Annotated in this window: 25 protein-coding genes and 1 other annotated feature; of the genes, 23 read left to right on the top strand and 2 right to left on the bottom strand. The window is 35.5% G+C overall.

All coding sequences use genetic code 11. The features are described from left to right. The first annotated feature begins 5 nt into the window (after positions 1-5). Positions 6-773: a tRNA threonylcarbamoyladenosine dehydratase gene (locus tag SHYC_RS06225; RefSeq protein ID WP_039645415.1), complete on the top strand. Its 768-nt coding sequence runs from the start codon at positions 6-8 to the stop codon at positions 771-773. A 624-nt stretch (positions 774-1,397) separates the two neighbouring features. Here SHYC_RS06225 and SHYC_RS06230 read toward each other — a convergent pair. Beyond that, the gene (locus SHYC_RS06230; RefSeq protein WP_039645417.1) at positions 1,398-2,654 is read right to left on the bottom strand and encodes a replication-associated recombination protein A; all 1,257 of its coding nucleotides are present in this window, start codon (positions 2,652-2,654) and stop codon (positions 1,398-1,400) included. Positions 2,655-2,797: 143 nt separating this feature from the next. On the opposite strand from SHYC_RS06230, the gene cymR reads away from it, so the two are divergent. From cymR to SHYC_RS12370, 4 genes are all read left to right on the top strand, one after another. After that, positions 2,798-3,217 carry a cysteine metabolism transcriptional regulator CymR gene (gene cymR, locus SHYC_RS06235; protein ID WP_039645419.1) on the top strand — a complete coding sequence of 140 codons (420 nt, stop codon included), beginning with the start codon at positions 2,798-2,800 and terminating at the stop codon, positions 3,215-3,217. A 75-nt stretch (positions 3,218-3,292) separates the two neighbouring features. Continuing rightward, on the top strand, positions 3,293-4,123 hold the full coding sequence (locus tag SHYC_RS06240; RefSeq protein ID WP_039645421.1) for an aldo/keto reductase: 831 nt from the start codon (positions 3,293-3,295) through the stop codon (positions 4,121-4,123). A gap of 66 nt (positions 4,124-4,189) precedes the next feature. After that, positions 4,190-4,375, top strand: coding sequence for a CsbD family protein (locus tag SHYC_RS06245; protein WP_039645424.1), 186 nt, complete (start codon positions 4,190-4,192; stop codon positions 4,373-4,375). Positions 4,376-4,458: 83 nt separating this feature from the next. Further along, on the top strand, positions 4,459-4,623 hold the full coding sequence (locus SHYC_RS12370) for a hypothetical protein (RefSeq protein ID WP_167696560.1): 165 nt from the start codon (positions 4,459-4,461) through the stop codon (positions 4,621-4,623). Between the two features lie 33 nt (positions 4,624-4,656). Here the strand turns inward: SHYC_RS12370 and SHYC_RS06250 are convergent, their stop codons facing one another. Next, a complete protein-coding gene (locus SHYC_RS06250) occupies positions 4,657-5,664 on the bottom strand; it encodes an LLM class flavin-dependent oxidoreductase (RefSeq protein ID WP_039645426.1) in 1,008 nt (335 codons plus the stop codon). 221 nt (positions 5,665-5,885) lie between these two features. On the opposite strand from SHYC_RS06250, the gene SHYC_RS06255 reads away from it, so the two are divergent. From SHYC_RS06255 to pxpA, 18 genes are all read left to right on the top strand, one after another. Further along, positions 5,886-7,031, top strand: a complete 1,146-nt coding sequence (locus SHYC_RS06255; protein ID WP_039645428.1) for a cysteine desulfurase family protein — start codon at positions 5,886-5,888, stop codon at positions 7,029-7,031. Then, a complete protein-coding gene (mnmA, locus tag SHYC_RS06260; protein ID WP_039645430.1) occupies positions 7,028-8,140 on the top strand; it encodes a tRNA 2-thiouridine(34) synthase MnmA in 1,113 nt (370 codons plus the stop codon). Before SHYC_RS06255 ends, mnmA begins: the two co-directional genes overlap by 4 nt. 40 nt (positions 8,141-8,180) lie before the next feature. Further along, positions 8,181-8,855, top strand: coding sequence for a tetratricopeptide repeat protein (locus tag SHYC_RS06265; RefSeq protein ID WP_039645432.1), 675 nt, complete (start codon positions 8,181-8,183; stop codon positions 8,853-8,855). A 3-nt stretch (positions 8,856-8,858) separates the two neighbouring features. After that, on the top strand, positions 8,859-11,231 hold the full coding sequence (gene recD2 / locus SHYC_RS06270; RefSeq protein WP_039645434.1) for an SF1B family DNA helicase RecD2: 2,373 nt from the start codon (positions 8,859-8,861) through the stop codon (positions 11,229-11,231). Between the two features lie 25 nt (positions 11,232-11,256). Further along, positions 11,257-11,424: a binding site (T-box leader), on the top strand. A 38-nt stretch (positions 11,425-11,462) separates the two neighbouring features. Next, positions 11,463-14,093, top strand: coding sequence for an alanine--tRNA ligase (alaS, locus tag SHYC_RS06275; protein WP_039645436.1), 2,631 nt, complete (start codon positions 11,463-11,465; stop codon positions 14,091-14,093). Positions 14,094-14,156: 63 nt separating this feature from the next. Beyond that, positions 14,157-14,429: an IreB family regulatory phosphoprotein gene (locus SHYC_RS06280; RefSeq protein ID WP_039645438.1), complete on the top strand. Its 273-nt coding sequence runs from the start codon at positions 14,157-14,159 to the stop codon at positions 14,427-14,429. Further along, positions 14,422-14,850, top strand: coding sequence for a Holliday junction resolvase RuvX (gene ruvX / locus SHYC_RS06285; protein WP_039645440.1), 429 nt, complete (start codon positions 14,422-14,424; stop codon positions 14,848-14,850). The genes SHYC_RS06280 and ruvX overlap by 8 nt, the downstream gene beginning before the upstream one ends. A gap of 14 nt (positions 14,851-14,864) precedes the next feature. Further along, a complete protein-coding gene (locus SHYC_RS06290) occupies positions 14,865-15,185 on the top strand; it encodes a DUF1292 domain-containing protein (RefSeq protein WP_039645442.1) in 321 nt (106 codons plus the stop codon). A gap of 264 nt (positions 15,186-15,449) precedes the next feature. Continuing rightward, positions 15,450-16,094: an O-methyltransferase gene (locus tag SHYC_RS06295; RefSeq protein ID WP_039645444.1), complete on the top strand. Its 645-nt coding sequence runs from the start codon at positions 15,450-15,452 to the stop codon at positions 16,092-16,094. Continuing rightward, on the top strand, positions 16,087-17,016 hold the full coding sequence (locus SHYC_RS06300; protein WP_039645445.1) for a peptidase U32 family protein: 930 nt from the start codon (positions 16,087-16,089) through the stop codon (positions 17,014-17,016). Before SHYC_RS06295 ends, SHYC_RS06300 begins: the two co-directional genes overlap by 8 nt. A 37-nt stretch (positions 17,017-17,053) precedes the next feature. Then, positions 17,054-18,319, top strand: coding sequence for a peptidase U32 family protein (locus SHYC_RS06305; protein WP_039645447.1), 1,266 nt, complete (start codon positions 17,054-17,056; stop codon positions 18,317-18,319). A gap of 4 nt (positions 18,320-18,323) precedes the next feature. Then, positions 18,324-18,950: a uridine kinase gene (gene udk / locus SHYC_RS06310; protein WP_037565447.1), complete on the top strand. Its 627-nt coding sequence runs from the start codon at positions 18,324-18,326 to the stop codon at positions 18,948-18,950. Between the two features lie 27 nt (positions 18,951-18,977). Further along, complete coding sequence (gene greA, locus SHYC_RS06315) at positions 18,978-19,454, top strand: transcription elongation factor GreA (protein WP_039645451.1); 477 nt, start codon at positions 18,978-18,980, stop codon at positions 19,452-19,454. A 364-nt stretch (positions 19,455-19,818) separates the two neighbouring features. Continuing rightward, positions 19,819-20,550, top strand: coding sequence for a 5-oxoprolinase subunit PxpB (pxpB, locus tag SHYC_RS06320; protein WP_039645453.1), 732 nt, complete (start codon positions 19,819-19,821; stop codon positions 20,548-20,550). Continuing rightward, on the top strand, positions 20,540-21,565 hold the full coding sequence (locus tag SHYC_RS06325; protein ID WP_039645455.1) for a 5-oxoprolinase subunit C family protein: 1,026 nt from the start codon (positions 20,540-20,542) through the stop codon (positions 21,563-21,565). The genes pxpB and SHYC_RS06325 overlap by 11 nt, the downstream gene beginning before the upstream one ends. Beyond that, a complete protein-coding gene (locus SHYC_RS06330; RefSeq protein WP_039645457.1) occupies positions 21,556-21,999 on the top strand; it encodes an acetyl-CoA carboxylase biotin carboxyl carrier protein in 444 nt (147 codons plus the stop codon). Before SHYC_RS06325 ends, SHYC_RS06330 begins: the two co-directional genes overlap by 10 nt. Positions 22,000-22,012: 13 nt before the next feature. Next, positions 22,013-23,377: an acetyl-CoA carboxylase biotin carboxylase subunit gene (locus SHYC_RS06335; RefSeq protein WP_039645459.1), complete on the top strand. Its 1,365-nt coding sequence runs from the start codon at positions 22,013-22,015 to the stop codon at positions 23,375-23,377. Then, a complete protein-coding gene (pxpA, locus tag SHYC_RS06340) occupies positions 23,370-24,131 on the top strand; it encodes a 5-oxoprolinase subunit PxpA (protein WP_039645461.1) in 762 nt (253 codons plus the stop codon). The genes SHYC_RS06335 and pxpA overlap by 8 nt, the downstream gene beginning before the upstream one ends. Positions 24,132-24,133 lie beyond the last annotated feature (2 nt).

Below are 24,133 nucleotides of genomic sequence, written 5' to 3' on the forward strand. Positions count from 1 at the left end.
TCATTATGAAGCATCAATTTTCAAGGAATGAATTAGCTATTGGTCAAGAAGGACTTAAATTATTAGAACATACAACTGTAGCCGTTTTAGGTGTCGGTGGCGTGGGTTCGTTTGCTGCGGAAGCACTTGCGAGAACGAATATTGGTCACATTATATTAATTGATAAAGATGATGTGGACATTACTAATGTAAATCGCCAATTACACGCATTAACAACAACGATTGGGCAGAGTAAAGTAAGTTTAATGGAAGAACGAATTAAACAAATTAATCCTAATTGTACTGTTACATCACTACATATGTTTTATACTGAAGAAACGTATGAGCAATTATTCAATGATTATCAAATTGATTACATTGTTGATGCTAGTGACACCATTATATATAAAGTCCATCTCATGGAACAATGTTTAAATCGTGGTATTAAAATAATCTCTAGTATGGGAGCAGCAAATAAAATAGATCCAACGCGTTTTCAAATTACTGATATTTCAAAAACGCACACAGATCCTATCGCTCGTGTTATTCGTAATCAACTTAAACGTAAAGGAATTTACAGAGGGATTCCTGTTGTATTTTCTGACGAAAGTCCTATTGTCATTCGGGATGAAGTTAAAGCTGTTGTCGGCGATGCAAATGGTAAAAACCGTAAAGCACAAATGCCACCATCATCAAATGCGTTTGTACCAAGCGTCGTTGGATTGATTATGGCAAGTTATGTATGCAATGATATAACACGCAATATTCCATTAAAACGTATAAAAGATAAATAATGGAAATGCGCAATTCATGTGATGATACTCCGATTGACATCACAATTATATATTTTAAAAAATAGCCTTTGACTTTCATAAGCAAAATGAAAGTCGAAGGCTATTGGTCTATTGATAACAATGTTGCTATGGCATGTGGCTGGGAAGTAGCTACCCTGTGAATCAAAACCAACAATATTCTTCATACATGAAGTTTGTTGGTTATCCTTATATATAAATTTAGTCTTTATGAGGGGAAGGATGATGAATTAACACATCACTTTGATAGCTTCCTTAGCCGAGACTTCTGAGGCAATATGACGAAACCGAAAATCCATTTTAAGCATAGAAACCCAAGACTATTGGCTTTTACAATATATAAGGCAGTAGCTGACAGGATTAAGTATGCGATTTGAAAGCTTTCCGCAACTTACGCAGCTCAGCTAATCTCGCATGTTCATAGGTGTACTGAGAGCGTATGCATTGCATCCCTACGTCTTCATGCACGGGAGGCATTACTACGAAATAAATTAGATTTCTGTAATGCGCCCTCGTTGAGGTAAGGCACCTAGAAAAGCGAGGTGTTAGGAACAATCGAAATTGAAAAAACTTATGTCCAAGCCCTATGTTTATAGAGATGTAAACTTATTTTTTTAAATTATCATATATCGATTTAAACTGTTGTTCCGTTTTAGAAGTTAATTTTGGTTGGTAATATTGTTTGTTTTTTAATAATTCCGGTAAATATTGTTGCTTAACATAACCATTTTCATAGTCATGAGGGTATTTGTATCCGATTGCGTGGCCTAACGCTTTAGCACCTTGGTAGTGACCATCTTTTAAATGGTCTGGTATTTGTCCTACGTGCCCTTTACGAACATCTGTTAAAGCAGCATCGATAGATTTGATAGCTGTATTTGATTTTGGAGATAAACACAGCTCAATCACAGCTTGACTTAATGGGATTCTTGCTTCTGGGAAACCTAAGCGTTCTGCAGATTCAATAGCGGCAAGCGTGCGTTGGCCAGCAGCAGGGGAAGCTAAACTAATATCTTCATAACTTATTACAAGTAGTCTTCTTGCGATTGTCGGCAGATCGCCTGCTTGGATTAAGCGTGCTAAATAATGTAATGCAGCATCAACATCACTGCCGCGGATTGACTTTTGGAAGGCACTCATCACATCGTAATGCATATCTCCATCTTTATCACTTAGAAAGGCACCACGTTGTAAACAATCTTCAGCATCTTGCAACGTGATGTGAGGTGGTGTTTCAGTATCACTTAACACCGCTAATTCTAATGCATTCAAGGCACTACGCACGTCTCCTTGGCTTTGTGTTGCAAAATATTCAAATGCTTTATCCGATATGTGTACATCAAATGATTTTAAGCCGCGTTCTTCATCTTCAAGTGCATGATTTAAAGCTTGTTTAATATCCTCTGTCTCAAGAGGATAAAGCTCAAATATTTGAGCGCGTGAACGAATAGCTGGGTTAATAGCATGATATGGATTAGACGTTGTTGCACCGATAAGGACAATTTTTCCGTTTTCTAAATGTGGTAACAAAAAGTCTTGTTTTGCTTTATCTAAACGATGTATTTCGTCTAGCAATAGTATGACTTGACCAGACATTTTAGCTTCATCTACAATCATTTGCATATCTTTTTTTGTATGAGTAACTGCATTTAATTGGCGAAATTTAAACTTAGTACTGCCTGCGATAGCTTGTGCAATACTGGTCTTTCCAATACCGGGAGGTCCATAAAATATCATTGATGACAAACGTTTGGCATTTACCATTCGTCTAATAATACCATTTGGACCGACTAAATGGCTTTGCCCAATAACATCATCTATTGTTTTAGGTCTCATACGAGATGCTAACGGTTCAGTATTCATAGTTTCCCTCCATGTATAAACTTACCATAAAAATTTATTCAGCTGTTTGGCTCTTATTTGTACTCTTATTATAATAGTATTATACTAATATAAATAATGATAAATTGTAAGTGTATCATTTATCAATAATGTGAGGTTAAAATATGAAAATTTCAACAAAAGGAAGATATGGACTGACTTTGATGATTGCTTTAGCAAAGCGTCAAGGTACGGGGTGTGTCTCACTTAAGACCATAGCAGAAGAAAACCAATTAAGTGATTTATATTTAGAACAGCTCGTCGGTCCATTGCGCAATGCGGGTTTAATTCGCAGTGTACGTGGCGCTAGAGGCGGTTATGAATTGAAAATGTCTGCAGATGAAATTACTGCCGGAGATATTATACGTCTTCTAGAAGGACCTATTACAATTGTTGAGCGTATGGAATCAGAATCACCAGCCCAACAACAACTATGGATACGCATGCGAGACGCTGTGAAAGACGTTTTAGATCAGACAACGTTAAAGTCACTTGCTGAATATCAAGAAAAAGATCATTTAGAAGGATATATGTTTTATATTTAAATTAAATACTATTTGTACAACAATGGCACATAATAACGTGTAAACATTGTTGTATTTTTTTAGGAGGTTCTTATTGTGCATACATATACGTTAAATGATGGACACATTTTACCGGCTTTAGGATTTGGAACTTATAAATTAAATGGTATAGAAGGGGTGAACGCCATTCAAAATGCATTAAAGCTAGGCTATCGTGTATTAGATACCGCATATAATTATGAAAATGAGGGCGTCGTTGGTAAAGCAATCGAACGTAGTAAAGTGGCAAGAGAAGATATAACAATTATTTCTAAATTGCCTGGACGTTATCAATCATATGATGATGTTTTTCGTACGATTGAAGAAAGTATCTATCGTTTGGGTGTGGAATATATTGACATTTATTTAATCCATTGGCCAAATCCCAAACAAGGATTATATGTTGAAGCGTGGAAGGCCATGATTGCAGCAAAAAAAGCGGGACGCATTCGTTCCATAGGCGTATGCAATTTCTTACCAGAATATATCGAAGAATTGAAACGTGTAACTGACGTTTTACCTGTATTGAACCAAATAGAATTACACCCTTATTTTAATCAAGAGGAGATTATGAATTATCACCAACAAAATCATATTTTAATTCAAGCTTGGAGTCCTATCGGTCGAGATAATGGTGTGATGAAAGAACCACTTTTATATGAGATTGCAAAAAAGTATGAAAAAACAGTCGCTCAAATTATTCTAAAGTGGCATTTACAAAGAGGTATTATGCCTGTTCCGAAAGCAAGCACTTTTTCAAGACAACTTGAAAATTTTCAAATTTTCGATTTCAATATATCAGAAAATGATATGTCTCTGATTAACGGATTATCAAAAACAGATGGCAGACGTAAAGGTCAAGACCCATCTATTTATGAAGAATTTTAATGAAGGTGTTTAGAAATTGCAGTCGGTGGAATAACAACAGTATCTCATTTATTTGGAGGGGTATTTATGTCATTCGATAAAGGTAAAATGGATCAAACTAAAGGAACTGTTAAAGAGTCTGTTGGTAAAGCTACAAATAATGAATCATTAGAAAATGAAGGCAAACAAGATAAACTTTCAGGAAAAGCAAAAGAAAAAACGGAAGATGCTAAGAACAAAGTGAATGATGCCATTGATAATTTTAAGCATTAAATATACATCTTTAGTATTTTTAAATGTTTACTAAAAATGCTAACGGGTATTCACATAATATCTTGAACAAGGAGGTATCCGTTATGGATAAAAAACAAAGCGAAGCGTATGTAGATAAAGCAAAAGACGCTTATAACAAGTATCAAGATAAACAAAATGGTGAAAACAACGACAATAATGACGATAAAAATAGTTTAGTTGATAAAGCAAAAGATGCGTTCAACAAATTCTCTGGGGACAATAAATAGAAAAAGCAATGGGAACTTAATCCCATTGCTTTTTTATTTATTAATGTCATCCATGACTTCTTTAAAATATTGATATGAACGGTGTTGCAATGATGTATCAAATATATAACTCACAGTCATAATTTCGTTAATTTCTCCATATTGTGATATAAACGTGTTTATCTTTTCTTTAACAGTCTCTTTATCTCCAATAAGTGAACCTGCAATACGTTCTTGAGCTAAAGCTATAACGCGAGATGATAATATTTCGTTTAAATTCTGCACAGGTGGTTGCAATTTTTGCATACGACCACTTAAAATGCTTGCAAAAACTTGCGCTTGCGTGGTAGCAAGGTAATTAGCTTCTTCGTTAGAATTAGCTAAAATTGCATTAAGACAGATGATAATATAAGGGTCCTTTAAATGTTGAGATGGTTCAAATAACTCTCGATAAATTGAAAGTGCCTCTTTCATTTGTTGTGGCGCAAAGTGACCCGCAAATACATATGGTAAACCTTTACGTGCAGCGACATGTGCAGAATCTGTCGAAGATCCCAATATATATAATGGTACATGTTTATCAATAGCAGGAATAGCTTTGACATACCCTTGATTTGTTTCAGGACCAAAGTATTGTAAAAGTTGTTGTACTTCTTCTGGGAATTGATACACACCATCATGTTTGTCACGACGTAAGGCGCTCGCAGTAGCCATATCTGTACCTGGGGCGCGACCAAGCCCAAGATCGATACGATCCCCATAAAGTAAATTTAAAGTCCCAAATTGTTCAGCGACAACCAAAGGCGCATGGTTTGGTAACATAATCCCACCTGAGCCAATTCTCATTTGATGTGTTTGACTTAAACAATGTTGAATTAATAAAGACGTTGCGGAACTCACTAAATTTGGTGCATTATGATGTTCGGCAATCCAATACCTTTTATAGTCAAGACGTTCTAAGTGTTGCGCCAATGCGGTCATCTGTTCAATAGCTTCTTTTTCATTTGATCCTTCCCGAATAGGAACTAAATTTAACGCTGAATAATGAATTTGATTTGACATAATAACACATCCTTTAACACTAATATATCAAAAGAAATTTAAATCAAATATGAATGTGCTTAGCGTTTTAAATTGATGATTGAATTCACGAATGCACATGAACATGATATGCTTAAATTATATTTATAACGTGAGATAAAACTTTGTGAACGGGTGACTAGAAATTTTAAGTTTCAAGTGCTAAAATAGGAACATTGAAAATGAGAAAGGACGGGCTAAATATGGGTGTATATGCTGATTATGCTGCGACAACGCCAGTGAAACCTGAAGTCATTGAAGCCATGACAAAAATATACGAAACACATTATGGAAACCCATCATCTATCCACGCACAAGGTCGTGACGCGAGACGTTTCTTAGATGAATCAAGACGCAATGTGGCACAACTATTAAATGCAAATACGAATGAAATTATTTTTACGAGCGGTGCAACAGAATCAAACAACACAGCTATAAAAGGTATTGCTTTGGCAAACCAAGCTAAAGGAAAGCATTTAATTACGACGAAAATAGAACACCACTCAGTTCTTCACGTATTTGAATTTTTAGAGTCACAAGGCTTCGAAGTGACATATTTAAATGTTGATGAAAATGGATTAATTGATTTAGAACAATTAAAACATGCGTTAAGGTCTGACACTACACTTGTCTCTATCATGTTTGTTAACAATGAAGTGGGGACCGTTCAGCACATTTATGATATTCAGGATATTCTAACTCACCATACAGCCTATTTTCATATGGACGCCGTACAGGCCATTGGTCATTTACCAGTTGATGTGAAAGATTTAAAAGTAGATGCATTAAGCTTAACTGCGCATAAATTTGGGGGCCCTAAAGGTGTGGGCGTATTGTATATTAAAAGCGGAACTAAAATTTTATATCATCAACAAGGTGGAGAACAAGAAACAAAACGACGTGCTGGAACAGAAAATGTGCCTCAAATTGTTGGTTTAGCAACTGCACTGAAATTAGCTGAGGACCACCGTGACGAAAATCAAATCTACATTACACGGTTAAAAGAATTATTACTTGTAAGTTTACAAGAACGCGCTATTCCATTTGAATATAATGGCTCCATGATAGATAGCTCGAACCATATTATCAATATATATTTCCCGTTTATAGATGTTGAAACGCTACTGACGTTGCTAGATATGGCACAAATTTATGTTTCCTCTGGATCGGCGTGTACAGCAGGCTCTACGATTCCATCGCATGTGCTATCTGCAATGTATGGTGACCAACATCGTGTGACACATTCTATTCGGATCAGTATAAATGAAAATGTGAGTGAACGCGATATTAAAACGATTGTAGCAGAGATTCAAAAAATTTATTTAAAGTTTAAGGAGGAATCACATTGACGAATCAAAACACACGTGTTGTTGTGGGCATGTCAGGAGGTGTAGACAGTTCCGTTACAGCATATTTACTTAAAGAACAGGGGTATGACGTGATTGGCATTTTTATGAAAAACTGGGATGACACTGATGAAAATGGTGTTTGTACAGCCACTGAAGATTACAATGACGTTATCGAAGTATGCAACCAAATTGGTATACCTTACTATGCTGTAAATTTTGAAAAAGAATATTGGGATAAAGTATTTACTTATTTTCTAGATGAATATAAAAAAGGACGCACACCAAATCCTGATGTCATGTGCAATAAAGAAATCAAATTCAAAGCATTTTTAGAACACGCTTTAAAACTGGGGGCAGATTATGTTGCCACTGGACATTACGCACGCGTCAGACGCAATGACGATGGTCGTGTTGAAATGCTACGCGGGGTGGATAACAACAAAGATCAAACATACTTCTTGAATCAATTAACGCATGGCCAATTAGAAAAAGTTTTATTTCCAATTGGAGATATAGAAAAATCTAAAGTACGTGAAATAGCAGCGGCACAAAACTTAGCAACGGCTAAAAAGAAAGATTCAACTGGAATCTGTTTTATCGGTGAACGTAATTTTAAAACATTCTTATCCCAATATTTACCGGCAAAGTCTGGTGAAATGCGCACATTATCAGGTGAGTTAAAAGGCAAACATTCAGGCCTTATGTATTATACAATTGGTCAACGCCACGGTTTAGGTATTGGTGGAGATGGCGACCCGTGGTTTGTTGTCGGCAAAAATTTAGAGGAAAATGTATTATATGTTGAACAAGGCTTTCATCACGATGCATTGTATAGTGATTACTTAATCGCATCAGATGTGTCTTTCGTAAATGATATTGATCTTTCAACACCATTACAATGTACTGCAAAATTTAGATATAGACAAAAAGATACAGGGGTCATAGTTACACGTGAAAATAAAAATGCCATACGCGTAACATTTGATGCTCCAGTTAGAGCGATAACACCGGGACAAGCTGTTGTTTTTTATGATAGAGATATTTGTCTTGGTGGTGCAACGATTGATGATGTCTATAAAGAGAGCGGTAAACTGAGTTACATCGTCTAAATGATTTTGATTAAATGGTACTTTTATAAAGGAGTCTATTATGGAACAAACTGAAATACATCAATTGATTCAACAAGGTTTATATGAAAAGGCGCTTGAAGCTTGTTTTAATAATATTGAGGCACATCCTGAACAAGTAGAAAACTATATTAATTCAGGAATCTTGTTATCTGAAGCTGGGGAAATTGAAAAAGCGGAGAAGTTTTTTCAACGTGCTTTGACAATTAATTCAAACAATGCTGCGATTTATTATAATTTTGCAAATGTATATTTTAATGAATCACGCTTTCAAGAAGCAATAAAATTGTACCAAAAGGCGATTCAAAAAGGGTTAGATAATAAAGATACGAACTATATGATTGGCATGTCATTTTATCATTTAGATGCAAAAAAGCAGGCATTACCATTTTTAATGCGTGCTGCTGAATTAGATCAAACGTTTCAAGATTTAGAAGTCCAATTTCAATATGGATTATTACTATGTGAATTAGAAATGTTTGATCAAGCGATTACGATTTTAACGACAATACTTGATAAAGACAAGACGCATGCGGATGCGCAATATAATCTTACATTAGCTAAGTATATGGTAGATGAAGCTATCGATAAGGCTATAGAAGGTTTTACAAAGGCTATTAAAATGGATCCAAATCACATGTTAAGTCATCATGCTTTAAAAACATTTAACATGATTAAATCTCAAGAGGAGGAATAGGACGTGGAAAACCCAACACTATTTGAACAGACATATATTAAAGGCAACATCGATGTCATTCTCTTTCAAAATAGTGATAATTATTACACTGTCCTGAAAGTAGACGTTGAAGATTCTAATGAAGACTTCGACAATATGGCTACAGTTGTTGGGTATTTTCCAAATATCGTTGAAGGTGAGACGTATACGTTTAAGGGACAAGTCGCAGAACATCCCCGTTATGGCAAGCAATTAAAGGCTGAAACGTTTCAAAAAGAAATACCTCAAACAAGAGAGGCTATCATACAATATTTATCAAGTGATTTATTTAAGGGTGTTGGAAAAAAAACTGCTGAATCTATCGTAGATACATTAGGTGATCATACCATTCAATCTATTTTAAAAGATGCTACAGTTCTTGAACAAGTTCCTAAATTATCCAAAGCCAAACAACAGCAAATCGCTGATCAAGTGTATCAAAATCAAGAAAGCGAACAGATTATGATTCGTTTAAATGAACTTGGTTTCGGTGCAAAACTCGCCATGGATATTTATAAATTTTATAAAGTTGACACATTAAAAATTATTGACGAAAACCCTTACCAACTGGTATATGATATCCGCGGTGTTGGATTTCAAAAAGCGGATCAACTCGCACGTTTAATTGGCATTTCATATACGCATCCCAACCGATTAAAAGCTGGGATACAATACATAATTGAAGAAATATGTATTAAACAAGGGCATACTTATTTGCCTAAAGACACACTAATGAAAGAGTCATCCGTACTTTTAACAAAGCAAAATGAAACAACAATTGATTCGGCAATGCTAGAAGATGTATTTATGCAACTTATAGAAGAAAAACGATTAGTAGATGATGACGGACATATCGCAATTCCGAGCTTATTTTATTCTGAATTAAAAAGTAGTCAAAATGTGTATAAACTCATGAGTAATAATGTACGCATTGATACTTTTGATCAATCAGATATACAGATGCATATTGGTGAAATTGAAGAGACGCATGGTGTTTCTTATGCTGAGGCCCAAAAAGAAGCGCTGGAAGCTGCCATGAAAAATAAATTGATGATATTAACTGGTGGTCCAGGAACAGGTAAAACTACAGTTATAAAAGGGATTGTACATCTTTATGCAACATTACATGGCATTTCTCTAAACTATGATGACTATGGTGATGAGGATTATCCTGTCGTACTTGCAGCTCCAACTGGGCGAGCTTCTAAACGACTTCATGATGCGACGGGATTAGAAGCTATGACGATACATCGTTTAATAGGTTGGAATCAAGACACAAAGCCTGAAGATATACTCGATCATGCCATTCATGCCAAATTGATTATCATTGATGAAATGTCAATGGTCGATACTTGGCTGTTCCATCAATTTATGGCGGCTGTTCCAGAAGATGCGCAAGTCGTATTGGTTGGCGATGAAGACCAGTTACCATCTGTAGGCCCAGGTCAAGTATTTAGGGATTTAATTACCTCTAAAGCGTTGCCACGAATTAATTTAATAGAGGTTTACCGTCAACAAGATGGGTCCAGTATCATTGAATTGGCACACAAAATGAAAGCGGGGTTAAACGTAGATATTACAGAACGTTTCCATGATCGCTCTTTCATTCCATGTCATATTGATCAAATTCCTGAAGTCGTACGTAAAGTGGTAACGAATGCCGTTAAAAAAGGATATGACATGTCTGATATACAAGTACTTGCGCCCATGTATCGTGGCAATGCGGGCATTCATAAACTAAATAAAGTGCTTCAAGATATTCTTAATCCTATTGAAGATGACGATACACGTGAAATTCAATTTGGAGATGTCGTATATCGGAAAGGGGATAAAGTACTTCAACTCGTTAATCGACCGAATGATAATATTTTTAATGGTGATATCGGCGTTATCGTTGGCATTTTTTGGGCTAAAGAGAATGCCCTTAATAAAGACGTTGTAATTGTGGATTATGAAGGCAATGAGATCACATATTTAAAATCAGATTTAACGGAATTGACACATGCATATTGTACCTCTATCCATAAAGCGCAAGGATCTGAGTTCCCAATTGTTATTATGCCAATCGTTAAACAATATTTTAGAATGCTCCAAAAACCAATCCTTTATACAGGACTAACACGAGCAAAACAATCACTTGTGTTTTTAGGTGACGCAGATGCATTTAATATAGGAATAAAAACGGAAGGGCAAGTAAGATTAACACGTCAACAAATGTTTCTCGAGCAATACTTCAACACGGATTCAGAAACAAATCAACCTGTGCAACTTAGTGAAGAGACGATGTTTAAAATAGATCCAATGATTAATATGAAAAATGTAACCCCCTATGACTTTATGGAAATTGACAATGTTTAAAACGCTTAATATAATAGAGTTATTCAAAAATATATAGCCGAGTAGATGCGCCCTTAATTCACAGAGACGTACAGGTGCTGAGATGTACGATTAATCGCATTGAACGCTACTATATATATACTAATTTAATAAAATTAAAGTGATGATTTTAATATCATAACTAGGGTGGTACCGCGAGACATTCGTCCCTTTTGAGGCGAATGTCTTATTTTTTTTAGGAGATGATGTGTGATGAAAACGTTAAAAGCTAGTGAAATACGACAAATGTATATTGATTTTTTTGTTGAAAAAGAACATATGGTTGAACCATCAGCACCACTTGTGCCAATTGATGATGATTCATTATTATGGATTAATTCAGGAGTGGCTACATTAAAGAAATATTTTGATGGGCGTGAAATACCTAAAAAACCAAGGATTGTAAATGCACAAAAATCTATTCGTACGAACGATATTGAAAATGTTGGGTTTACAGCACGACATCATACCTTTTTCGAAATGTTAGGTAATTTCTCAATAGGGGATTATTTTAAACGTGAAGCGGTGGCTTTTGCTTGGGAATTTTTAACAAGCGACCGTTGGATGGCTATGGATCCTGAACGTTTATATGTAACGATTCACCCGGAGGACACTGAAGCTTACCATTTATGGCATGATGAAATCGGATTAAGCGAATCTCGAATTATACGTATTGAAGGGAATTTTTGGGATATTGGCGAGGGGCCATCGGGGCCTAACACAGAAATTTTCTATGATCGTGGTGAGGATTATGGACACGATGATCCAGCTGAAGAGATGTATCCTGGTGGCGAAAACGAACGTTATTTAGAAGTATGGAACCTTGTATTTAGTGAGTTTAACCATAACAAAGACCATACTTATACACCACTGCCAAGTAAAAATATTGATACCGGCATGGGGCTTGAACGTATGGCCTCAATTTCTCAAAATGTTCGCACGAATTATGAGACGGACTTATTCATGCCTATTATGAATGAAGTTGAAAAAATTTCTGGAAAAACATATTTGGAAAATGAAACACACGATATCGCATTTAAAGTCATAGCAGATCATATTCGCACAATCGCCTTCGCAATTTCAGACGGTGCGCTTCCAGCTAATGAAGGACGTGGGTATGTGTTGCGTCGATTATTACGTCGTGCTGTTCGTTTTAGCCAATCATTAGATATTAACAAACCATTTTTATATCAATTAGTTGATGTAGTGGCAACAATTATGGAACCGTATTATCCAAATGTAAAAGAGAAAGCTGATTTTATTGCGCGTGTGATAAAGTCCGAAGAAGAGCGCTTCCATGAAACTTTAGAGGAAGGTCTCTCGATATTGAATGACCTCATAACAGATGCAAAATCTTCTCGCCAAGTCATCAGCGGCGCAGATGCATTTAAATTATATGATACGTATGGATTCCCAATTGAACTTACAGAAGAAATCGCACAAGATGCGGATTTAAAAATAGACATGGACAGTTTTAATACCCACATGGATGCGCAACGCGAACGCGCGCGTAAAGCAAGACAAAATAACCAATCGATGCAAGTTCAAAGTGAAGTTTTAAAATCAATTCGTACAGTAAGTCGTTTTGTAGGGTATCAAACGCTACAAACAGAAAGTGTAATTACTGACATTATCGTCGATGGTGAGCGTCAAGAAAAAGTAAATGAGGGCCAAACGATTCATTTCGTAATGGATCAAACGCCGTTTTATGCAGTGAGCGGCGGACAGATTGCAGATAAAGGCGTTATTCAAAATGACGCGTTTGAGATTGAAGTGACAGAAGTTATTAAAGCACCAAACGGTCAACATTTACACACAGGACATATTAAATTTGGTCAGGTATATGAAGAGGCCATTGTAGAAGCACGCGTAAACGAAACAGAACGTAAAGCGATTATGAAAAATCATAGTGCGACACATCTTTTGCATGCTGCATTAAAACAGGTTTTAGGTTCCCATGTTAACCAAGCGGGATCTTTAGTAGATAGCGATCGATTACGTTTTGACTTTTCTCACATCTCACCAATGACAAGTGAAGAAATTCAACTTGTAGAACAACGTGTAAATGAAGAAATTTGGAAAAGTATGGATGTGGTCACGAAAGAAATGGCCATCGAAGATGCAAAAGCAGGTGGTGCAATGGCACTTTTCGGTGAAAAATATGGCGATGTCGTACGCGTCGTTGACATGGGTCCATTCTCTAAGGAATTATGTGGTGGCACACATGTTCAAAACACGTCAGAAATTGGATTATTCAAAATAACAAGTGAGTCTGGTACTGGCGCTGGTGTAAGAAGAATTGAAGCCGTTACTGGACAACAGGCTTATTTATATTTAGAACGTTATCTAGAACAATTTAATCAAATTAAACAACAAATGAAGGCGAAAACAGATGAACAAGTTTTAGATAAAATTATTCAACTACAAGAAGATGAAAAATCCCTTCATCGTTCATTAGAACAAAAGTCTAAAGAGCTTAATAACTTGAAAATGGGCAGCATAGAAGATAAAGTAGAAGTAATTAATGGTTTACCTGTATTAATTACTGAAGTAGAAGTCGATAATGTTAAAGTAATGCGTACAACTATGGATGACTTTAAGTCACGCTTACAAGATACAATCATTATTTTAGCGAGTCATGTTGATGGTAAGGTCTCGTTAATTGCAACAGTACCTAAAGATTTAACTGACAAAATTAAAGCGGGTAATATTATTAAAGAAATGGCACCTATTGTGGGTGGTAAAGGTGGCGGTCGTCCTGATATGGCACAAGGTGGCGGGACACAACCTGAAAAAATAACAACAGCATTACAATTCATTAAAGACTATATTAAAACATTATAATTCATACCGAGTTCGTGTAATATAAAGAGTGTAATCACATTATGGTTTAAGGAGTGTTAAGGAATGGAAAACTTTGATAAAACGATGAAATTCAGCTATGAAGACATCCCTAAAGAAAACGTTGAGTATGTTTTAAATAATGTATATCATACACTTGAAGAACGTGGGTATAACGCAGTAAACCAAATAGTAGGTTATTTACTTTCAGGAGATCCTGCATACATTCCACGTCACAATGAAGCACGTAATCAAATTAGACATATCGATCGTGATGATATTATGGAGGAGCTTGTTTCTTTTTATTTAAAACATCATCAAAAGGATTCAGATGCTTAAACATAAAATTATCGGACTCGATGTAGGCAGTAAAACTGTTGGCGTTGCCATTAGTGATTTGATGGGATGGACAGCGCAAGGTTTAGACACACTCCATATTAACGAACAAGACAATCAGCTCGGAATAGATACCTTAATTCAAATTATTAAAAAAGAAAACGTAGGTACTGTTGTTATAGGACTTCCCAAAAACATGAATAATTCAATTGGATTTCGCGGTGAAGCATCTTTAAAATACAAAGAAGCACTTCAAACAGCAATGCCACAATTAGAAATTGTGATGTGGGATGAAAGGTTAAGTACAATGGCAGCAGAACGTTCTCTTTTAGAGGCGGATGTTTCAAGAGCTAAACGTAAAAAGGTAATTGATAAAATGGCCGCTGTATTTATTTTACAAGGGTATTTAGACTCATTAAACTAAGGAGAGAGCAAATTATGACAAATATAAACCATAATAACGAAGAAATCGAAATTAAAAATGATGAAGAATTATTAACGCTATTTGACGAAGAAGGTAATGAAGTCTTATATAGAAAAATGTTAGAATTCTATCATCCTGGCTTTAAAAAAGATTATGTGATTCTCGCAGAAGAAGGCGCTCAAGCAGATGATGAAGATTTGATTGAGCTTATTCCGATGATTAATCAACCTGATGAAACTGGTGAAGGCGGAAAATTCTTACCAGTAGAATCAGATGAAGAATGGGATATGATTGAAGAAGTCGTCAACACAAACTTGGATGAAGCAGAAGAATAAATATAAAAAGATGGGGCTTGTTAATCTTAATAGATTACAGTCTCATCTTTTTTGTAAAATGGCATTTAAACAAGAATTCAGTGTTAAAAAATGTTATGAGTTATGATATAATTTTAAGAAGTATTTTACTGGTGTATGTTTAAAAGTAACATTATATAACAATCTGACATATGCACCTCATGTATAGTTACAATAATGAAAATCAGTCGCTATGGCTGGTTTATTTTTTGATGTATGCATCTTAATGTAAAGGATGAACTTGTAATGCTTGATAAAAATCAGGATTATTTTTTAAAAATACAATCTCATGATTCGAAATTAAACACATTGCGCGATTATGCAGTAAAACATAAAGTACCTATCGTCGATCAATTATCATTAGATTTAATTTTACAGCTGATACGTATTAAACAGCCAAAAAACATTTTAGAAATAGGATGTGCAATAGGGTATAGTAGTATGCATTTTGCCTCGGTAAATTCATCGATTCATGTTACAACTATCGAACGAAATCCAGAAATGATTGCTTTAGCAAGAAAAAATTTCGAAACATTTCAATATGAAAAACAAATTCGTTTGATTGAAGATGATGCATTAGAAGCATATTCTGCAGTGAATGATCGACAATATGATATGATTTTTATCGATGCAGCAAAAGCACAATCACAAAAATTCTTTGAACTTTATCAAGATTTATTATCAAGTACCGGCATCATCATTACTGATAATGTACTGTACCATGGTTTTGTTTCAGATATAGACGTAGTCCGCAGTCGCAATGTAAAACAAATGGTGAAAAAGGTTCAAAAATTTAACCAATGGCTCGTTCAACAAAAGGATTATAAAACTAATTTTGTAAATATGGATGATGGCCTGGCAATTTCTATAAAGGAGTATAATCATGACTGAGTTATTAGTAACACCTAAATCATTAAGTCATATAGATACGTTAATCGATAATGGCGCAGACGCCTTTGTTATTGGTGAAGAAAAGTTTGGCTTAAGACTTGCAGGTGAATTTAATAAAGAAGATTTAACTGCAGCAACACATAAAATACACGCTGCTGGTAAAAAAGTGTATGTTGCCGTTAATGGCATATTCCATAACTATCATATACCAGCACTAGAAGACTATATACAATTTTTGCATGAATTACGTGTCGATCGCATTATATTTGGTGATCCAGCAGTTGTAATGATAGTAAAACAACAAAACGATCCTATTCCGTTACATTGGAATGCTGAAACATTGGTTACGAATCATTTTCAATGTAATTATTGGGGAAAAAGAGGTGCAACACGAGCTGTATTAGCAAGAGAACTAAGTTTGGATGAAATAATAAGTATTAAATCGAATAGTGACGTTGAAATAGAAGTCCAAGTTCATGGTATGACATGCATGTTTCAATCTAAACGTATGTTGCTTGGTAATTACTACACCTTCCAAGAGCGTCAAATGAAAATCGAAAGAGCACATCGTGATAATGATGCGCAGTTGTTGTTATATGATGAAGAACGTGACAATAAGTATCCTGTATTTGAAGATTATAATGGAACGCACATTATGTCACCGAATGATATTTGCTTAATTGAAGCGCTTGAACCGTTATTCGAGGCAGGTATAGATAGCTTCAAAATTGACGGATTGTTACATGATGAAGCTTATATTACACTCGTAACGAAACAGTACCGCAAAGCAATAGATTTTTATGCATCATCACCTGAAGATTATGAAGATGAGAAATTTATGCTTGTAGATGCAATTGAAGAGATACAACCAGAACACCGTCCGTTTGATGAAGGTTTCTTCTACAAACAAACTGTGTATTAATACATTAAGATAATAATTGATTATAGGAGAGATGAAGATGAAGGTGATGGAGGCTGTTCGACCCAATACCACACCCAAAGTTAAAAAACCAGAATTATTGGCACCTGCTGGCAATTTAGAAAAATTAAAAATAGCAATACATTATGGAGCTGACGCTGTATTTATTGGAGGTCAAGAATACGGTCTACGCTCCAATGCGGATAACTTTACCATAGAAGAAATAAAAGAAGGTGTTGATTTCGCGAATCAATATGGTGCAAAAGTCTATATTACAACGAATATCATCGCCCATGACGAAAACATAGAAGGATTAGATACGTATTTAAAGCAACTAGAATCTACAGGTGCAACAGGAATTATTGTAGCTGATCCACTCATTATCGAAACGTGCAAACGTGTTGCGCCTCAATTAGAAATTCATTTATCAACTCAACAATCATTAAGTAACTATAAAGCAGTTGAATTTTGGAAAGAAGAAGGACTTGACCGTGTTGTACTTGCACGAGAAACAGGTGCAATGGAAATGCAAGAAATCAAGGATAAAGTAGATATTGAAATTGAAGCCTTTATTCATGGTGCCATGTGTATTGCATATTCAGGACGCTGTACGTTAAGTAATCATATGACTGCCCGTGATTCTAACCGAGGTGGATGCTGCCAAAGTTGTCGATGGGATTATGATTTATTAACTGTAGATCAAGATGGTGAGTTAGACTTATATTTTGATGATAGTCAATCTGTACCATTTGCCATGAGTCCTCGAGACTTAAAATTAATAGAATCCATTCCAAAAATGATGGATTTAGGAATCGATTCTTTAAAAATTGAAGGACGTATGAAGTCAATTCATTATATAGCAACCGTTGTTTCCGTTTACCGAAAAGTTATCGATGCCTATGCTAATGATCCTGAAAACTTTAAAATTAAGCCTGAATGGTTAATTGAATTAGACAAGTGTGCGAATCGTGACACCGCCCCAGCATTCTTCAAAGGAACGCCAGGCTACGAAGAACAAATGTTCGGGAATGAGTCAGCGAAAAAGTCCCCATTTGATTTTATAGGACTTGTACTTGCCTATGATGAAAAGACACAACTCGCAACAATTCAACAGCGCAATCATTTTAAACCTGGTCAAGAAGTAGAGTTCTTCGGACCTGAAATCGATACGTTTAAGCAAGTTATTGACGTTATTTATGATGAAGAGGGAAATGAATTAGACGCTGCACGTCATCCATTACAAATCATTCAAATTAAGGTGAATCAACCCATCTATAAAAACAACATGATGCGAAAGGAAGTTTAATAGCATGTCCTCAACTACGATTATTGGTATAGCTGGTGGTTCTGGCTCAGGTAAAACATCTGTTACAAACAAAATTATGAAAAATTTAGATGGTCATAGTGTTGCATTGATAGAACAAGATTTTTATTATAAAGATCAATCACACCTTACTTTTGAGGAACGCTTACAAACAAACTATGATCATCCTTTTGCCTTTGACAACGATTTATTAATTCAAAATTTAAAAGATTTAAAAGCTGGAAAATCTGTAGAAGTACCGACTTATGATTACACGATTCATACTCGAAGTGATAAAAAAATTGCATTTGAACCTAAAGATGTTATTATCGTAGAAGGTATATTTGCGCTTGAAAATGAAACGCTTCGTGATATGATGGATGTCAAAATATACGTTGATACAGATGCTGATTTGCGTATTTTACGTCGTTTAATTAGAGATACGAAAGAACGAGATCGTACAATGGAATCTGTAGTTGAGCAATATTTGAATGTTGTACGTCCAATGCACAATCAATTTATTGAACCTACTAAAAAATTTGCAGACATTATCATACCAGAAGGTGGAAGCAATAAAGTTGCCATTGATATTATGACGACAAAAATTCAAGCCTTAGTTCAAAAACAAGACTAATTTTTAATGTAAAAGGAAGATGCAAAAATGGAAAATCAAAAACAATATCCAATGACTCAAGAAGGATTTGAAAAACTAGAACAAGAATTAGAAGAATTAAAAACCGTTAAACGTCCTGAGGTCGTTGAAAAAATTAAAGTAGCGCGTAGTTTTGGAGATTTATCTGAGAACTCAGAGTACGATGCTGCAAAAGATGAACAAGGGTTTATTGAACAAGATATTCAACGTATAGAAACAATGCTTCGCCATGCTTTGATTATCGAAGATACAGGTGATAACCATGTTGTTCAAATTGGTAAAACTGTTACATTTGTTGAATTACCTGGAGACGAAGAAGAGAGCTACCAAATTGTAGGTTCAGCTGAAGCCGATGCATTTAACGGTAAAATTTCAAATGAATCTCCAATGGCAAAATCTTTAATAGGCAAAAAACTAAATGATGAAGTTCGTGTACCACTTCCTAATGGTGGAGAAATAAATGTAAAGATTGTTAATATTAAATAGGTGTTTGTGAAATAGAGGTTAAGTTTCCCTAAAAACGGGAATAACTTAACCTCTATTTTTTGTCCTATAAATTATGTTATGATAATGTTATTTTATGTGATGGTTTTTAGACAAATCCTATCGTTGATGAGATAAAAGCGATGTTATAAGGTAAATGACAATGATTTATTATCTTGTTGTTATAATTTAGGATGTGAAAATACTTTTTTATACTTATAAATTATAGTCACAGTTGAAAAAATGATATTTTGATTGGAGATGATATGTACGCTACATATGTTATTATTCCAATCTGAATTTTAAGCTTAATTCCATCGTGATAAAATGGCACTTTGTAAAGGGTTTCAGAAAGGGGGAACTCAAAATGAATTTTCGACAGATTAGTGAACAGGCGTTTATGATTTATTTTAATCCAAAGATTGATGAAAGAACATTTAATCAGGTACATGCGGTAAAAAATTATATTGAATCATTAGAACATCCAGACATTAAAGAAATTGTACCTTCTTATCGTGCATTATTAGTGTACTTCAATGGCGTGTCTATTAAGTATGAGTCGCTATTAGAAGATCTTAAATTAAAATCATTTACATTTAACCAAATATCAACGAAACAGCGACGTAGAATTGTAAATTTACCTGTTTTATATGGAGGGAAATGGGGTCCAGACTTAGAAATTGTGGCCCATCACAACACATTGACCGCTGACCAAGTAGTGCAAACGCATACTGAAGGTTACTATCTTGTGTATATGATTGGGTTTATGCCAGGATTTCCGTTTCTAGGTGGACTTGATAAAAGTATACATACACCTCGCAAATCTGAACCAAGACTCAACATCCCAGCAGGATCAGTAGGTATCGCAAACAATCAAACAGGACTTTATCCTGCAGATTCACCGGGAGGTTGGCAAATAATCGGACAAACACCAATCAAAGTTTTCGATATACATCGAGATCCTAAAATTTTATATCAACCAGGTGATAAAATTAAATTTTATGCTATTAATGAAGAACAATTTAAACACATCAAAAAATATACTCAAAATGGCCTCATTGATTATAAAGACTGGGTGGTGATAGAGGATGAGCATTAAGATAATAAAACCAGGTTTATTCACTACTGTGCAAGACTTAGGACGTTTTGGCCATCAAGAAGAAGGATTTTCACCAGCAGGCGTTATGGATCGTCCCAGTTTTGAAATTGCAAATGCACTACTTAATACGACGAATCAGCCAACATTAGAAATAACATTGGTAGGCCCAACGATTCAATTTTTAAAACAAAATTTATTTGCTGTAACCGGTGCGCCTTTCGATATGAAATTAAACGGGAATCCAATACCACATCAAACGGTTATTAAAGCCGATCAAGGTGATATTTTAGAAATGGGTACTGCAAAGAATGGTATGCGTGCATACATAGGATTTGCAAATACGCTCAATATCCCATTGATAGAAGGCAGCGCCGCGACACATACACGAACATCTATTGGAGGCTATAAAGGACGTCTATTAAAGGCAAAAGATATTTTACCGACTCACAATTATAACTTAGACTACGGATTAATAGGTCGCTCAACAGATTATCAAAGCTTTAGCCCTAGAAGTCATGTACCTATCGGCATCATGGACGGGCCACAACTTCATGCATTTTCTAAACGTACAATTAAAGAAATTGAAAATATAGAATTTAAAGTGTCTGATAGTTCAGACCGCATGGGATATAGATTAAGAGGCGCGTCTATCAAGCCTTCTGATTCGGCTGACATTATTTCAGAACCTGTTGCTTTAGGGAGTATACAAGTACCTAATGATGGCAATCCTATCATTTTATTAAATGACAGACAAACGGTAGGTGGCTATACAAAAATTGCCACAGTCATTGATTGTGATATTGTCGATGTTATCCAAAAGAGGCCCGGAGAAGTCATTCAATTTGAATGGGTGACTTTTAACGAGGCAAATGAAATACTTGACCGAAAAAATAGAAAGCTTCAACAAGCGATTGTCCAAATACAAAATCAACCAAAACGATATTTAAATCATATTAGGCCATCACAATCAAAAATTAAAAGTGTATTAAAAGGAGATTGTAAACCATGGATTTAAAACAAATTGACCAAACATTAAATTTACTAAGAGCATACGGCGCTAAACATTTTAAATATAAAGATGATGATATAGAGCTAGAATTAGATTTAGCAGTTCAAACACAACAAGGGGACCATATAAAACCAAATAACCAAGTACAGATCCCGAGTCAAATCTCAAAGGCTGAAAAGTCAACAATTGAATCAACTGATGATGAAAAAGTCATTCGCTCGCAAATGATAGGTACGTTTTATTTACAAGATGAAAAAGAACTTACAAAACCGGTGATTAAAGTTGGGGATAAAATTAGCCAGGGTGATATTATCGGTTATGTTGAAGCAATGAAGGTGATGAACGAAGTGACTTCAGACACATCAGGTGAAATTACAGAGATTTTAGTAGAACATGGGGAGAATATTGAACACAATCAAATCATTGTGAAATTGAGATAAAGGGGGGATATACATGTATCGAGTGTTAGTAGCCAATCGCGGTGAAATTGCTGTACGAATTATTCGCGCACTAAGAGAAATGAATATGGAGTCTGTTGCTATTTATGCGGTTGGAGATGAAAACAGCTTACACGTTAAACTTGCTGATCATGCTGTCTGTATCGGAGAAGCTAACCCATTAGATAGTTATTTAAATATGAGAAACATATTAGCAGCTGCTGAAATGACTGAAGCAAACGCAATTCATCCAGGTTATGGTTTCTTATCTGAAAGTCCTGCTTTTGCAGAAAAAGTAGAGCAAGAAGGACTTTACTTTATCGGTCCTAAAAAGCGCACAATGGAACTGATGGGTGATAAAATCACAGCACGTCAAACTGTGAAACAAGCGGGTGTGCCAGTTATTCCAGGGTCCCACACTTCAGTTGAATCTATTGATGAAGTAAAAACGTTAGCGGAAAAACTAGGTTATCCTATTGTTTTGAAAGCAGCTAGTGGTGGTGGCGGAAAAGGTATTCGTATTGTTAAGCAAGAAGATGAGATTGAACGCCTATTTAAAGAAGCGAAAAGTGAAGGGAATAAATATTTTAACGATGATCGCGTTTATGTAGAGGCATTTATTCCTGTTGCAAAACACGTAGAAGTACAAGTTTTAGGTGATGGTAAATCAAATTACATTCATCTTGGTGAACGTGATTGTTCAGTCCAACGTAAAAACCAAAAATTAATCGAGGAATCACCTTGCAGTGCTTTAACAGATGAAAAAAGAGCGCAAATGTGTGCAGATGCTGTAAAAGTTGCACAAGCTTCAAAATATCGCAGTGCGGGTACAATTGAATTTTTAGTAACGGAAGATGCATATTATTTTATTGAAATGAATGCAAGGATTCAAGTCGAGCATACCGTTACAGAAATGAGAACAAACATTGATCTTGTGCGTCAACAATTATTAATTATGAGAGATAATGAATTGAAATTAACACAAGATGATATCCTGTTTCAAGGTCATGTCATTGAGGCGCGAATCAATGCTGAAAATCCAGAGAAGGGTTTTAGACCCACACCAGGAACGGTTGAACGTCTACATCTTCCTCAAGGATTTAACGTTCGCGTAGATTCATTACTGTATAGCGGCTATACAGTCTCCTCTTATTATGACTCTTTAGTAGCGAAAGTTATTGTTAAAGGCGAAAATCGGATGCATGCCATAGAAAAGTTGAAAGTCACATTAGATGAAATGGTCATTGATGGCTTTACAACGACTGCAGACTTTTTATATGCAGTGCTTTCATATCCACCATATTATAAAGGTGATGCGAAAGATGTTGACATTAAGTTTTTAGAACGTCACCCTATTTTTGAGGAGGCAGAATATGCGTAAAGTTGATTTAAATTGTGACTTAGGTGAAAGTTTTGGTAACTACACGATTGGCAATGACTATAAAGTTATTCCATTGATAACTTCTGCCAACGTTGCTTGTGGGTTTCATGCAGGTGATCCAATGGTGATTCAAAAAACCGTGCATCTTGCTAAAGAGAATGAAGTAAGTGTGGGTGCGCATCCTGGTTTCCCAGATTTGCAAGGGTTTGGTAGAAGAAGCTTAGATATGACGCATGATGATATCTATAGTATGTTGATCTATCAAATCGGTGCAGTTCGTGCTTTTTGTAACCTTCATGATGTACCATTAAACCACGTTAAACCTCACGGCGCATTGTATCAAATGGGGGCAAAAGACCGTGCTATCGCTCGAGTTATTGCACAAGCAGTTTTTGATATCGACCCAAACTTAATTTTTGTTGGTTTATCACAATCTTATCTCATAGAAGAAGCACAAAAAGTAGGTCTTCAAACGGCGTCAGAAGTATTTGCGGACCGACGATATGAAGCAAATGGCCAACTTGTTAGCCGGAAGCATAATCATGCAGTTATTGAAGATACAGAGGAAGCAATTTCACAAGTTGTCAAAATGGTTACACAAGGAACTGTGACGGCCACAAATGGAGAAGACATTCATATTAAAGCAGATACGATTTGTGTGCATGGTGATGGGGCACATGCATTGGAATTTGTAAAGCAAATCCGTGATGCGTTGTCGAAAGTCGGTGTAAACATCGTTAAACTAGGGGGATAATT

Origin of the sequence: Staphylococcus hyicus (assembly GCF_000816085.1) — a bacterium.
GTDB classification, from domain to species: Bacteria; Bacillota; Bacilli; order Staphylococcales; family Staphylococcaceae; genus Staphylococcus; species Staphylococcus hyicus.